The sequence below is a fragment of the Myxococcales bacterium genome (genome assembly GCA_016706225.1).
Lineage (GTDB): Bacteria > Myxococcota_A > Polyangia > Polyangiales > Polyangiaceae > JADJKB01.
This window is the reverse complement of the sequence record JADJKB010000003.1, coordinates 763087-776463: the sequence shown is the minus strand read 5'-3', so window position 1 is coordinate 776463 and position 13377 is coordinate 763087. Positions and strand designations below refer to the sequence as shown.

General features: G+C 67.0%; 8 protein-coding genes. 2 read left to right on the top strand and 6 right to left on the bottom strand.

Going from position 1 to position 13377, the window contains the following annotated elements:
• Positions 1-27: 27 nt before the first annotated feature.
• The gene (locus IPI67_05055) at positions 28-486 is read right to left on the bottom strand and encodes a hypothetical protein (GenBank protein MBK7579559.1); all 459 of its coding nucleotides are present in this window, start codon (positions 484-486) and stop codon (positions 28-30) included.
• A gap of 114 nt (positions 487-600) precedes the next feature.
• On the opposite strand from IPI67_05055, the gene IPI67_05050 reads away from it, so the two are divergent.
• Entirely contained in the window at positions 601-4287 is a 3687-nt protein-coding gene (locus IPI67_05050; protein MBK7579558.1) for a protein kinase, read from the top strand.
• A 25-nt stretch (positions 4288-4312) separates the two neighbouring features.
• On the opposite strand, the gene IPI67_05045 is transcribed toward IPI67_05050, so the two are convergent.
• Positions 4313-5542: a sel1 repeat family protein gene (locus IPI67_05045; GenBank protein MBK7579557.1), complete on the bottom strand. Its 1230-nt coding sequence runs from the start codon at positions 5540-5542 to the stop codon at positions 4313-4315.
• A 70-nt stretch (positions 5543-5612) separates the two neighbouring features.
• Here IPI67_05045 and IPI67_05040 point away from each other — a divergent pair, with 70 nt between their 5' ends.
• Positions 5613-6479, top strand: coding sequence for a serine/threonine protein kinase (locus tag IPI67_05040; GenBank protein ID MBK7579556.1), 867 nt, complete (start codon positions 5613-5615; stop codon positions 6477-6479).
• 13 nt (positions 6480-6492) lie between these two features.
• Here IPI67_05040 and IPI67_05035 read toward each other — a convergent pair whose 3' ends face one another.
• From IPI67_05035 to IPI67_05020, 4 genes are all read right to left on the bottom strand, one after another.
• Positions 6493-7563, bottom strand: coding sequence for a hypothetical protein (locus IPI67_05035; GenBank protein ID MBK7579555.1), 1071 nt, complete (start codon positions 7561-7563; stop codon positions 6493-6495).
• Positions 7563-8603, bottom strand: coding sequence for a hypothetical protein (locus IPI67_05030; GenBank protein MBK7579554.1), 1041 nt, complete (start codon positions 8601-8603; stop codon positions 7563-7565). Before IPI67_05030 ends, IPI67_05035 begins: the two co-directional genes overlap by 1 nt.
• Before the next feature lie 7 nt (positions 8604-8610).
• Positions 8611-10080, bottom strand: coding sequence for a protein kinase (locus IPI67_05025; protein ID MBK7579553.1), 1470 nt, complete (start codon positions 10078-10080; stop codon positions 8611-8613).
• Between the two features lie 174 nt (positions 10081-10254).
• Entirely contained in the window at positions 10255-13272 is a 3018-nt protein-coding gene (locus IPI67_05020; GenBank protein ID MBK7579552.1) for a sel1 repeat family protein, read from the bottom strand.
• Positions 13273-13377: the final 105 nt, after the last annotated feature.

Below are 13377 nucleotides of genomic sequence, written 5' to 3'. Positions count from 1 at the left end.
CTTCGCACGACGCGTGCGCCACGGCCATCACGGACAGCCGAGGGATTTGGCGCGAGACTCGGCAAATCGGGCGCGCTCCGCTTGGTGTTTTTCGTTCGCCCAGGTCGCCGCCATGGAAAATAGACGACAGGCTCGGGCTTTGTCTCCCGAGACCTCGCTGCAGTTGGCCAGGTTGAGCAGCGTGCCGAGCGCGGGGTCGAGGTTCATGCTTTCGAAATAGAGCGGGCAGGCCTCGGAGTGGCGCGACTGGCTCATGAGTGTGCGGGCCTGGACGAACAGCGCCTCAGCCCTGGCGGCGTTCTCGGATGAGGCTGGTGGAGCGCTCTGCCAGGGTGGATCGGCGTCTGTGCCACCCCGACTCGGGAGCGGTGGTGTGTCGGAGGTCTCTCCTGGCTCAGCCGGTAGATCGACGGTGCGCGGCGCGGGGCTTGGTTGCGTGGAGCAGGAGAGCACGATCCAGAGCACGGGACCCAGGCCGAGGCGCATTTGCGCATCAAAGCAGGTATGAGCGCGGACGCCAGTCGCGAGCGCCGACCGTTGGTCCGTCGAGCCGGGAAGGTCCCCGGCAAGCGGTCTCGGCAGCTACAATGCTCTCCAGGCATGCGAGCACGTCCCAGCGACCTCACCGTCGTGACCGAGGGACCGACCCTGATCGAGTCGGGCCCGCGGTCGTCGATGCGTCCGGATGAGCGTCTGTTTGCAGACGGAGATCGGGTCGTTGGACGCTATCGAGTCGAGTCACTGCTCGGGCAGGGCGGGTTTGGTCAGGTCTACCGGGTGAAGGATGAGCTCGAAGATGACCGCCTGTTGGCGCTCAAGCTCGCGCGCATCCACGACACGGGTTCGCGCGCCGTCGAGATCTTGAAGAGTGAGTTCGCGCTGCTCGCGTCTCTGATCCATCCGAACCTGGCGCAGGTCCACGACTTCGGCCACGTTCGAGAGGACACCGCCTATTTCACCCAACGCCTCGCGCCGGGTGTGCCGCTCAACCAGACTGGCCTGCGCCCGGACGATCCAGCGCAGGTTCCCATCTGGGCGCAGCTCTGCCGCGCGCTGGAGTACCTCCACGACAAGGGCATCCTTCATCGGGACATCAAATCCTCCAACATCCTCGTCGACCTCGCCTCGCGCCACCTGACGCTGCTCGACTTCGGGATCTCTCGAGCCCTCGGCACCGGCGATGACCGACTCCTGGTCGGAACCTTCGCTTACATGCCGCCGGAGGCGATCACCGGTGGCCCTCTGGACGCGCGTTCGGACCTCTATTCCCTCGGAGTGACGCTCTACCGCCAGCTGACCGGAAAGGTCCCGTTCGAGGGTACGCACTCGGAAATCCTCAGCGCCCACATGGGCAAGCTCCCGGAGTTTCCCGCACCCGAGAGCGCGAACCCAAGCGTGGCTCGGGTGGTCGCTCGCCTGCTCGCCAAGGAGCCGGGCGCCCGCCACGCCAGCGCGTCGGAGGTCCTGCGCGCGCTGCACGTCTCCAACGGGGTGCCACTCGAGGAGGAGGGCGCGGAGTCCCTCGCCAGTTATGTGCTCTCGGGCGGCTTCGTTGGCCACGAGGCGCTGCTGGCGCAGTTGCTCGAGCTCGGTTTCAGCGTCGAACCAACAGGAGCCGTCGTCGTGCTCGCCGGCGATGGGGGCAGTGGCAAGTCGCGGCTCGTGCGCGAGGTCCGTCAGCGTGTGCAGATTGCTTGGCGGACGCTGGTCCAGGTCGAGGTACGGCGAGGCTGGTTGGCCCGGGGCGTGTTACCCGCGATCGCGCGGGCTGTGATCAACGACGACGTTGCGTCGCGCCTCGATGATGACGACCGCCGAGAGCTCTCGCGTGCGCTGCCGGAGCTGAGGCGGCGTGGCGAACGCATCACGGTCGCGGTCGACCCCGAGCGAGCGCGGCAGGCGCGTATCGAGGCCCTGGGGCGGGCCATTGCCCAGCGCTTCCAACGTTCGCCCGGGCTGCTCGTGGTCGAAGACCTGCACTGGGTCGACGCCGAAGCGCTGGGGCTCATCACGCAGTTGATTGGGGTCGCGCGTCGTCATCGCGCGCGGTGTTCATTCGTGCTCGCCGCCCGACCCGGTCGGTCGGTCGAAGTGCTGGCTACGCTGCCGGGCGCGGAAGTGCTCCAGTGCGACGCATTGGAGCCAAGCGCCAGCGCCCGACTCGTCGAGTCGATGTTCGGCCGCAGCGATCTGCTCGCCGGTAGCGAGCTGGGCAGGAGCCTGTCGCGTGCGCCACACACCGCACAGCACGTGCAAGAGTCGCTGAGACTCGCCCTCGATTCTCGCGCCATCGTTCGCCAGGAAGGAGTCTGGGAGGTCGTGTGTGCGATCCCGGCGCTGCCCTTGGGTGAGGTTCTGGCTCTGAGGGTCAAGCGCTTGGACGCGGAGTGCCGCGCGCTCGGACTGGCGGTTGCCGTCTTGGGCGGGGAGTCTCTGGCGGCGACCGCCGCGACCGTGGCCCAGCTCGAAGCAAGCACGGCCGGCGCGGCCCTTCGCCGCCTGGTGCGCGCCGGGGTGATCGAAGAGCGCTACGATCGCCATGGTCGTGCGGCGTACGCCATGCACGACCGCTTCCGGGACGTGGTCCTCGACAGTGCGGCGGCAGATGAAGCGGCTCAATCGCATCTAGCGGCGGCTCGTGTCCTGAGAGAAATTTCCGACGGCGATCACCGAGTGCTGCTCGAAGCCGCGGAGCACTTCGCAAAGGCCGGGCGACTGACCATGGCCGTGCGGGTCGCAGCAGAAGCCGCCAAGATCGCCGAAAAGCGTGGTCGCCCCGATCAGGCCGCGAGCTTGGTCCTTCAGGAAATCGAGTGGCACGCGGCGCTCGGTGGGGTGCCCGCGTCGGTCTGGCTGCGCAGGTTCGATTTGTGTGTGCTCGCGGGACTGCGGGATGGCGCCGAGGATGCACTCAGGATCCTGCTCGCGGCGCAGCCTTCGCACACGCCGGCCGAATGCGTGGCGACCTTGGTGCGCAAGGCGCGTCTGACCTTCGATCGGGGTGACTCCGCTGCCGCTCGCCTCGAGGCGGAGGGCGTGCTTCCAGAAGCCGAAGCGCTGGGTGATGCCGGTCTTCTGTCCGAGCTGTTCTGGGTGCTGGCGCGCACGGACGAGGTGTACGGGCAGCTCGATCGTGCCGTGCTCACCTTCGAAGCAGCCGCCGGCCATGCGGAGAAGGCCGCCGACGCCCGACTCGAAGCAAGAGCCTGGCTCGGGGCGTCGCTGTCGGCGATCTTCCTCGGTCGCGCGGGCCAAGCGGGCAGCTACGCCGAGCGTGCGCTGCGGGCCGCGCGGGCCGCCCAGGATCCGGTGGCCATGAGCGAGTCCCTGCGCTGTTTGGGGAACTCGGCGCGGGAGACGGGCGACATTCCCCGAGCGCTGAAGGTCTACCGGCGCGCCGTTCGCTCGGCGCGTGCCGGGGGCAGTCCCGAGAGTGAGGCGAAGGCGCTGAATAATCTCGGCACCGTCTGTCACTGGGCGGGCCACATCCCCGAGGCCGTCAGCGCGATGCGGCGAGCCCTCGCGCTGAAAGAGAGACTGGGATTGCACGCGTCCGCGCTGCTCACGCGGACCAATCTGGGCGGCGTCTTCCTGTCGCTTGGCTGCCTCGAGGATGCACAGCGAGAGCTGTCCGCCGTGATCGAGTCATTGGCGACCCAGGAGCCCATGGTGCTGGCACTCGCACACTCGAATCTCGGTGACCTGTGTGTGGTTCGTGGCGACCTCGACACGGCCGTCGAGCTCTACCGCACGGCCCATCGAATGAACCGCGAGCGAGCCAACGCCATGGCAAACTCGCACGCGATTCCGGGCATGATCCGCGCGTTGATCCTGCGCGATGGCCCCGGTGACCTGGAACAGGTGCGCGAGCGGATGGCGGAGCTCGAGGCGCTCCACGAGCTCAGTGATCTGGCCGAGACCCGCACGCGCTATTTGACCTCGTCGGCGATGTGGCTCGACAAAGCCGGCGACGCTGAGCTTGCGTTGTCCAAGGTGCGTCGGGCGCTCGAGGTGCGCGACGAGCGGCGCCAGCGATTCTCCGATCCCTTCGGCACGGTGCTGGAGGCCGAGTGGATGGAGGCGGTCTTGCTCGGGCGTCTGGGGCGCCACGAAGCGAGCAAGCGCGCCGCGCGCCGCGCGCGCAAGGAGCTCTTGAAGACCTCGAAACAGGTCGGAGACGAGGCGGCGATCGCCATGTTCTTCGACGCGCACCCGCTGCACCGCGCCATCCTGGCTGGCAAGGTCGATACACCTCGCGGGTCCACCTGGTTCTCCGAATCCCGGTAGCGCCTCGGAGAATTCGCCGACTGCCTCACGGGGCGGAAGGCAACTGTTTGAGCAGCTCGCAACTCGAGCTGTGTCCGGCGCTGCAGCCTTTTTCCAGCAGCGGCCGCGCCAAAGTAGGCTTGCCGAGCGCCACGTAGTGCGCGCCGAGCACACCACAGGCGTCGCCCTGACCCGAGTCACAAGCCCGAGACAAGAGGGCCACGCCGCGTGCCTCGTCCTTCGGCAACTTGCGTCCCATCAGCAAGAGTGCGCCAAGGCCCGAGCAGGCGAGCGCGTCACCCGCCTCGCAGGGTCGCTCGTAGGCTCTGGCAGCAGCGGGTTCGTCGCTAGCGATCCCCTTTCCGCTGGCCAGGATGGTCCCGAGCAACGTGCAGCTCTCCAGCAGGTTCTTGGCGCATGTTCCACGCAGCAGCTCGACCGCGCGCGCGACGTCGCGCGCGACCCCGCTGCCCTCGTAGAGCAGCGTTGCAAGATAAGCGCAGGCCGCCGCTTGGCCGCCCGAGCAGCCCTTTTCGAGTAACACCGCTGCATCGCCGGGGGACTCTCGTGCGGTCATGACCCCCAGGCTCGTGCAGGCGATGGCGACCCCACCATCACACGCCCGCTTGAAGCCTTGGGCCGCGCGGGCGGGGTCCTTTGCCATGCCGTCGTCCCCGCTGAGCAGGCTGCCGAGCAACCCACATCCGACGGGGTCCCCGAGGTCACATGCCTTCTGATACAGCTCGGCCGCGCGGGCAGGGTTCTTCGCCTCGCCATCTCCTTGCAGCGCCATGTTGCCGAGCTCGGTGCAGCTCGCGCCATTGCCTCGCTCACACCCACGGACGAGCAGGGCATGAGCGCGTTTTGGATCTCGCAGGCCGGCGCGCCCGTTTCGCAACAGCTCACCCGCGAGAGCGCAGTCGGCGTCGCGCCCGAGCTCGCAGGCCCGGATGAACGCGCTGGTCGCTCCGGTGCGGTCCCGCTCGACTCCCAGCCCCTCGAGCAAGGCCGCGCCGAGCAGGCGACAGCCGGTCGCGTTCTTCGCCTCGCAGCTGTCATAAAGCCTGCTGCGTCCGCGCTTTGCGCTCTCCGGTCCGGCTTCTCCCCGGGAATAGAGGAACAGGAGCGCGTAGCAGGGGGCTGGCTCTTCTTCGGAGCAAGCGGCTTCACAGTCTGGCTCTGTGCGGCACAGGCCGGTGCCGCCGGGTGCCTTCGTCGTCGGCGCTCCACAAGCGGCCGCGAGCATGAAGAGCGCGCTCGGAAGCAGACGCCGCATGAACGCAAACGTAGCGCAGCACCCCCGACCTGTCGCCCCCCGGTCGAACTGAGCTATGGTTCGCGGACTGATGGTCAAGCCTGGCGACGAGCTGGACGGCCGCTATCGCCTGATCTCCGAGATCGGAGCTGGCGCGTACGGAGTCGTCTTCCGCGGTCGGGATCTGGAGACCCGCGGAGACGTGGCGATCAAGGTCATGAAGCAAGCGGCCAACACCGAGCTTGCCAAGCGCTTCGAGCGCGAGGCGGTGGCCATGGCACGGCTGCGCGGCACAGCCGCCATTTTCGTGCATGCGTTCGGGCGGACGCCGAGCAATGCGCCGTACATCGTGATGGAGTTGCTCCGAGGACAGGATCTCGAGGCGTACGTCGAGGAGTCCGAGTCGAAGGGCGGCCGGTTGAAGGCCGCGCGCATGCTGGAGCTCATGCGACCCGTCGCCACCACCCTCTCGGCTGCACACCAGCAGGGCATCGTTCATCGCGATCTGAAACCCAGCAACATATTCGTCGTCGACGTCGCCGCTGGCGGCGGGGTGAGGCTGATGGATTTCGGCCTGGTGAAGCTGCTCGGCGCCGAGAGCCTCACCTCTGCCGGAATCGTCGCGGGCACCCCCAGCTACATCGCACCGGAGGCCTGGAAGGGTGACCCCACCACCCTCGATCATCGAATCGACGTCTACTCACTGGGTGTGTTGGTGTTCCGCTTGCTCAGCGGTCAGGTCCCGTATCCGACCAAGAGCATGCTCGAGCTCTGCGGATGGGCGGCGAAAGGTGAGCGGCCGAGCTTGCGTGCGCTGCGCAAGAGCCTGTCACCGAGCATCGACGTCTGGGTGCAGAAGGCACTCGCTATCGAACCCGAAGACCGCTTTCAGTCCGTGGCCGCTCTCTGGAGCGCGCTCGAGGCGGTGTTGGAGGAACGAGCGTCGTCGCCCTACTGAGCGGTGTGCGAACTCACTGGCACTCACCGCCGCCGGCTGCGGCTGCGCAGTTCGTCGCGTCCGTCGTGGCCCGCGCCACGTTGACCAGGCGACACTTCACGCTGTTGCCCTGGGCGCTCGCTGCACTCCACGTGTCCGCCGCGGCGCCGGGCAGCTTGGCGCACTCCGTCAGGCACTTGGATTCGTCCCCAAAGCTGGTCGTGAACTCGGTCTTGCAGACCCGTGAAAACAGCTGGCAATAGGCCTGGCAGTTGTCCGTGCCACAGTGCCCGTCGCCGCCGGGCCCAGCGTGTGGGCAGTGCTGGGCCGGCGCGGCCATCGAGTTGTAGGCGTGGTACTTGCGGCACGCCGAGGTGTTCTCCATGACGTCGGAGTTCTTGCCGATGTCCAGGGCGCTGCACACTCCGAGGCACTCCGCTTTGTTCGAATAGACCTTGGCCGAGCCGGTGCACGCGGCGCCTACGAGGTTGCAGACGTCTTCACAGCTCGGAGCGGCGTCGGGCGCATCCACGCAGCCGGAGCTCTTGAGCGCGGCCGGGCCGCAGTTGGTCGTCGGGTCTGCCGCTGCCTTCACCGCGTACGCCACACGGCACTCCAAGTTGTCGCCGGTATCGAGGCTCGTCAAATCGTAGTTCTTGTCCGCGCGCAGGCCGCTGCAGGCGCTGACGCAGTCGCTGACGCCGACAAGTTTGTCCGCACACGACGCGGCGAGCAGCGTGCAGTACGCCTGACACGTGGAGCCACAGGTGCCCGCGCCGAACGGGCCCGCCGCTGGGCAGTGCACCTCGGGCTCCCCGGTGCTCACCGCCAGCTCGGCTTGCTGTGTGCGGCACTCGAGTGAGTTGTCCGCGTTGGCCTCACCACCCGGGATCTTGCCGCAGGTGGCGATGCAGCTATCGCGATCAGCGTAGGCCGCGTTCGCTCCGGTGCAGCCCTTCATGACCGCGTCGCAGTAGGCCTTGCACTCGGGGCTGGCCTGCTCCGGCGGTTCATAGTGGCGCTCTTCGATGCCCACGATGCTCTGGCAGCCGAGCGCCGACGTGAGCGCGGCTAGCCCGAGCTTGATGAAACGGGCGCGCCGCATCAAAAGCTGCCTCCGACGAGCAGGCCCGCCGAGCGCCTGCCAGCCGCGGGAGTCACCGAGAGTGCGGTCGACTTTGCCGAAGGCGCGCTCAGAAACACCACCGTTCCACAAACCAGCGCAGTGAGGCCGACACCAAAGGCAACGTTCGAGAGCCGAGCTGCGTCGCGCGCGTCGTCGGTCAAGCTGACGCCACGCTCATCGCTACAGGCCGCCCCGTTGCACAGCTGTTTTGCGTCCGAGTTTTTCGAATATGCGCGCAGGCCAAAATAGGTTCCGAAGCCGACGCCGATGACTCCGACGCCGCCCACGATCAAGCCGATGGTCCGCTGCGTATCGCCGGTCGTCGATTGATCGCGCACCGGTGAGCCCGGCGACGGGGTGGGGGTCGGGGCCGCCAGCGGCGCCGCGTCCGCGGGCGCTGCCGCGGCGGGCGCGCTCTCAGCAGCCGGATCTGCCTCCAGGGCGGGAACGTCGATGCTCACGACGTCCTTCTCGGCACTCACCTTGAGCGTCTTCGACCAGCTCTTCATCTTCGGCGCGCTGGCCTCGATCACCCAGTCGCCGCCATCGACGGGCACTGCTACTCCCCAGAGGGCCTTGGCGATCAGCCCGTCGCCGCGCCGCAACACGAAGCCGTCGAGGCCGGCGTTTTCGCCAGCGACGTTGATGGTGAGTCGAGACAATCGCGGCTCCAAGCGCGCTGCGCGCGTCTCGCCGGACTGGGCGCGGTCCTGCTGTCCCGCCGCGTTCGCCTGGGATGCACCCTCGCGAAATGTCGCCCAGGCGCTGGCAACGCGTCCGGCATTTTCGTAGCAGTCAGCGAGATAGAGCAGCGTCCCGATGCCGGGGTCGAGGCGCTGGCTCTGTTCGTACTTCGTACAGGCAGCGGCGTACTGTTTCTCCGCCATCAGCTTGCGAGCTGCGTCGAACAGCGCCTCGGCGGCCACCTTGTTGTCGCCGCTCTGGGCTCTCGCCAGGTTCGGCGTGAAGCTTGCGCAGACCGTGGCCACCGCCACCCAGCGTTCTAACCGCTTGCTCATGGCTAGCTCAGCGTCGGCCGCCGAAGTCAGTCGGTGGCGGGGGCTTCGTGCTCGGTTTGTTCGGTCGTTCGCCGGGGACGTTCACGTGGGCGGGGGTCGATTTCACTGCGGGCTTCGCTGGTGTCGGCTGCGCTGCGGCATCCGCGACATCCGCGGCGACGGGCTCTTGTGGCTTGGGGATTGGTGCGGGGGCGACCGCGGGCGTGGGCTCCGCTGGAACCGGGCTCTGAGCGGCCAGCGTAGCGGGTGGCTCGGTGGCAGGCGTCGCGCTCGGCGTCGCCGTGGCGGTCGTGCGGCTGACGCCAAAAGCAACGAGCGCCAACGCCGCCACACCGCCCGCGGCGATGGCCGCAATGGGCCGCCGGGGTTTTTCGGCTGCGGCGCTCTGCGAGCCGCCGGTCTTGCCCCAGGAGTTCAGCGTGCGCTCTGCAATGGCCTTCGGAGAGCTGGACTCCGTCGGCAGGTTTGCCAGTGGGGAGTCATTGGAGATGGCCACCGAAACACTCGCTGGGCGCGGCGGAACTTCGCGCTCCGCGTCGGTCAGAGACGGCGTGGTGATGCCGCTCTGGGATGAATGCATGCGCGAGGCGCGCTCGGCGTGAACGCGGGCCTCAGGTGCAAATTCGCAGAGAGCGAGCGACATGTCACCGACGCTCTGCCAACGTTGCTCTCGGTCCTTGGCCAGCGCACGCGTGACGACAGCCTGGAGCTCCGGGGGAATGTCCGGTCGGAAATCCGACAGTGGCGGTGGCAGGTCGTTGAGCAGCGCGCTGCAGAGCTGCGGAATCGACTCGGCGACGTAGGGCGGTCGATTCGCCAAGAGCTGGAACAGGATCGCTCCGAGCGCCCAGATGTCCGTGCGGGTGTCGACGTTCTTTGCAGAGTGCATCTGCTCCGGCGACATGTAGAGCGGCGAGCCGATCAAGGCGGAGGTGGCAGTCAGGGAAAGATCCGAGCTCGACCCTCCCATGACGGACTTCGAAATGCCGAAGTCCAGGACCTTGATCAGCCGGGAGCCGTCTGCCCGTTTGGACAGGAACAGGTTGGCGGGCTTCAGATCACGATGCACGATGCCAGCAGCGTGTGCCTCGGCGACCGCCTCGCTGGCCTGCAGCATGAAGCTCACGGCCTCGCCAACGGGTAGCTGACCCCGCTCGCGCAGCTCGTCTCCCAGGTCGTGCCCCTCGAGGTACTCCATGACCATGTAGGGGACGCCGTCCTCGGTGCTGCCCACGTCGAGCACACGCGCGACATGCTCACTTCGGATCTTCACGGCGGCGCGCGCCTCCCGTCGGAAGCGCTCTGCCGCGTCGTTACGCTTGGCGATCTCCGGGAGCAGGAATTTTACCGCGACGCGTTGTTCGAGCTCGAGGTGCAGCGCCGCGACCACCACACCCATGCCACCCTCGCCGAGCAGGCGCTCGACTCGGAACTTGCCGGCGATCACGTCGCCAGGGCGGACGGGGGCATTCTCCATGAGACCTCGGAGTCTACGCGAAGGTGTTCGCGCAGGGAACAACTTGGGGCCGCGGAGCCCCGGCCAGTGTGCGGATTCGCTACATTCTTACCGCGCGAGCCGAGGTCGCAAGCGGCCTCTGGCGGAAACCGAGGATTCCCCCGCGGTTTCCGCGCTCCTTCGGGCCGGCCCCGCTCACATCTTCTGCGTGCCGCGGATCGGTCCCGTCGGTTTCGGCGCCGGTGGGTCGAACTTCTGGTTCAACTTCTTGAGCGCCCCGCAGGCCCAGACCTTCTGGGCGCGCTCCTTGTCGTCCTTCATGTAGCGGCCGTACGAGCTGCACGCGTAGCGCAACTTCGACAGTCCCATCGCAGTGTCCTTCTTCTGATCCGCCGTGCCTTTGTACATGAAGTAACCCATGTTGGAGCACGCTTGGTAGTTGCCGAAGTTGCATGAGCGCTGGAAGAACTCGGCGACCTTCTTGCCGTCCTGCTTCACGCCCGTGCCCTTTTCGTAGAGCAAGGCGAGCTCGTAGCAATCATCTCGGGACCGCATGTAGCAGGCCTTCTCGTGGAGCTTGGCGGCCATTTCGGGATCCTTCTTGGGGACGCCCACACCATCCACGTACATCTTGGCCAGGCTGCGGCAACTCTTGGTGTTGCCGCGGTCACAGCTGGTCTGGCGGAGACGCGCGGCCTGCACGGGATCGGGCGACACGCCTTGACCTTCCGCGTACATGTCGGCCATCTCGTCACAGGCGGACTCGATGCGCCCACTGCAGGCCTTCTGGTAGAAGCCGAAGGCGGTGCGGTCGTCACGATTCAGACCGCTGTAGCCACTCCGGTAGATGCGACCGAGGTCGACGCAGGCCGGATAGTGGAACTTGTCGCAGGCCTTTCGGTAGTACTGCAGCGCCTTCATGATGTCCTTGGGGAACCCGGCGCCGTACTCGTACTTGTTGGCGAGGCGGCTGCATTTGGAGGCATCGGCTTCGCAGGCCTTGGCGTAGAGCTCGAGGGCGCGGTCCTTGGACGACGCCTTGTAGACGCCGGACTCGATGTAACGCCCCAGGTTTTCGCAAGCCGTCGAGCTGCCGAGCTCGCAGCCTTGATCGAACAGGGCCGCAGCCTTCTGTTTGTCCTGTTTCACGCCGCCTTCGCCCTTGTCGTAGAGGAAGCCGACCTCGTTGCAGGAGTCGGCCCAGCCGCCCGCGCACGAGTGTTCGTAGTGGCTCATGGCCTTGGCGTTGTCACGCTTCGAGACACCTTTGCCGGTGTAGAGGTCCGCCGCCACGTGGTAACAGGCCCGCGGGTTTCCGGTCCGGCAGCCGCGCTCGAAGTAGCTGTGCGCGCGGGTGTCGTCGCGCTGCACACCCTCGCCGTTGCGGTAGAGCTGCCCGATCAAGAAACAGCCTTCACCCTCGAAGAGGTTGCAGGCTTTGTCGTAGTTCTCGTAGGCCTTGACCGCATCGCGGGGCTGTCCGTACATGCCTCCGGCCAAGATCTTGCCGAGTTGCACGCAGGCGTAACCGCTGTTTTCCTCGCACCCTTTCTTGATCTTCAGGTTGCCGGCGTAGGTATCGCGTTTCACGCCCCAGCCCAGGACCATCATGTAACCGAGGCGCGCGCAACCTTCGGCGCCACCCCACAGGCCGCAGGCTTTCTCGTAGAGCTTGGCGGCCTCCTGGTCGTGCTCGGTCTGCTTCTGGCGATCCATGCCAGCGCCGCCGACGTACATGTTGCCGAGCTCCGTGCAGCCCAGAGCGCTGTTTCGGTCGCAGGAGCCCTTGAAGAGCTCCATCGCCTTTTGCCGGTCGAGCCCGGCGCCGCGCCGGTCGCTGGTGTACAGCGTGCCGAGGTGGGCGCAGCCGTCCGCGTCGTCCGCCTTGCACGCCCGCTCGTAGTATCTGAGCGCCTGTTTGTAGTCGCGTCGAGTGCCGACGCCCTGCTCGTGCACCGTGCCGAGCTCGACGCAGCCCTGAGAGAAACCGCCGTCGCAAGCGCGCTTGAACAACGCCAGGGCCTTCGCTTCGCTGGGCTCGGTCGCGGTGCCGGCGCGGTGCATGCGACCAAGAAACGAACAGCCGAGCGAGTCGCCGGCCGCGCATGCCTTCTTGAAGGTCTCCAGGGCCTTGAACTTGTCCGGCTCCACCCCGATGCCGTTCAGCAAGTGTGCGCCGTGCTCGGCGCAGGCCGACTCTTCGCCCAGGTTGCAAGCCTTCTTGAAGAAGGCCACGGCTTGCACCTGGTCCTTGCCTTCGGCTCGATAGATCAGCGCCAGCTGGGAGCAGCTGCGGGCGTTGTTCTTGTCACACTGGGCCCGGCACTGCCCCTGGTCTTTGCCCGAGCAAGCGAAGGCTTTGGTCGTCGACTTGGTCGCGCACTTGGCGCCGTCCCAGACGAAGCCCGCGCTGCACTCGGGGATGTCCTTGGCCTTGGCAACGGACTTGCCCGCGGCGTCCTTGGCGGCGACCTTCGGGGCGTTGAACGGTCGCAGCTCCAGCCTCAAGAGTGATCGACAACCCTCTGGAGCGTTCGGCGCTTCGGTGCTCGAGCTCGAGCACTTGTCGATGGTGCCGTCCTTCTTGGACACGAGCTTGCTGCTGCCGCTGCTCGCGGAGACTCCGGCGCCGAACAGGCTGGCCACCGTCCCCACCTTCGAGCGCTGCCCGGTCTGCACGGCGAATGCACCAATGGTTGCACCGCGGACGAAGTGGGTCGCGCCCTCGCACTCACCCTTGAGCTCGGCGCGCTCGGCGCTGGTGCGCACTGCCGTGCGTTTGCCGACGACCACGAGACCGATGTCGATGGTGGTGCCCTTCGACATGTCGGCGCCAAGGCTCGCCCCGCCGATGGCGAAGATGCCGGGCAAGTTCGCCGCAACCTCATCGAGCGACTCGTAACGGATGAGGTCTTCTTTCTTGGTCACGCCGACGTAGCCGTAGGACCCCTCCAGGGTGCAGTCCTTCAGCATCATGATGGCGTCCTTCTGATAACGGACGACTGCGATGCGGTCGCGCGTGAGGACCTCCAGATCGGTGCGGTGGTCGGAGTCCCAGTCGACGATGAGCGGCTCGGCGTAGGTCGAGACGACGTCGGCCGACGGCCGACCGATGGTGGGGCCCGCGTTGTTCGCTGGCAGCGTTGGCCCGCCGCACGCGCCAATGACCACAGCGATGAAGGAAATACCGGCGACCGCGATTGACCTGGACATGGGCGCTCCTTGGCTCACGAAACAGTCGAGCATAGGCGGGCGGGCAAGGCCGGAACAAGGGGCAATCCCCACCTCCGCGGGGCGCACACTGTGCGATGGTGGATC

Coding starts and splice junctions, on each gene's coding strand:
- IPI67_05040 (MBK7579556.1), top strand. CDS start 5,613: ATGGTCAAGCCTGGCGACGAGCTGGACGGCCGCTATCGCCTGATCTCC.
- IPI67_05020 (MBK7579552.1), bottom strand. CDS start 13,272: ATGTCCAGGTCAATCGCGGTCGCCGGTATTTCCTTCATCGCTGTGGTC.
- IPI67_05050 (MBK7579558.1), top strand. CDS start 601: ATGCGAGCACGTCCCAGCGACCTCACCGTCGTGACCGAGGGACCGACC.
- IPI67_05055 (MBK7579559.1), bottom strand. CDS start 486: ATGCGCCTCGGCCTGGGTCCCGTGCTCTGGATCGTGCTCTCCTGCTCC.
- IPI67_05045 (MBK7579557.1), bottom strand. CDS start 5,542: ATGCGGCGTCTGCTTCCGAGCGCGCTCTTCATGCTCGCGGCCGCTTGT.
- IPI67_05035 (MBK7579555.1), bottom strand. CDS start 7,563: ATGCGGCGCGCCCGTTTCATCAAGCTCGGGCTAGCCGCGCTCACGTCG.
- IPI67_05030 (MBK7579554.1), bottom strand. CDS start 8,603: ATGAGCAAGCGGTTAGAACGCTGGGTGGCGGTGGCCACGGTCTGCGCA.
- IPI67_05025 (MBK7579553.1), bottom strand. CDS start 10,080: ATGGAGAATGCCCCCGTCCGCCCTGGCGACGTGATCGCCGGCAAGTTC.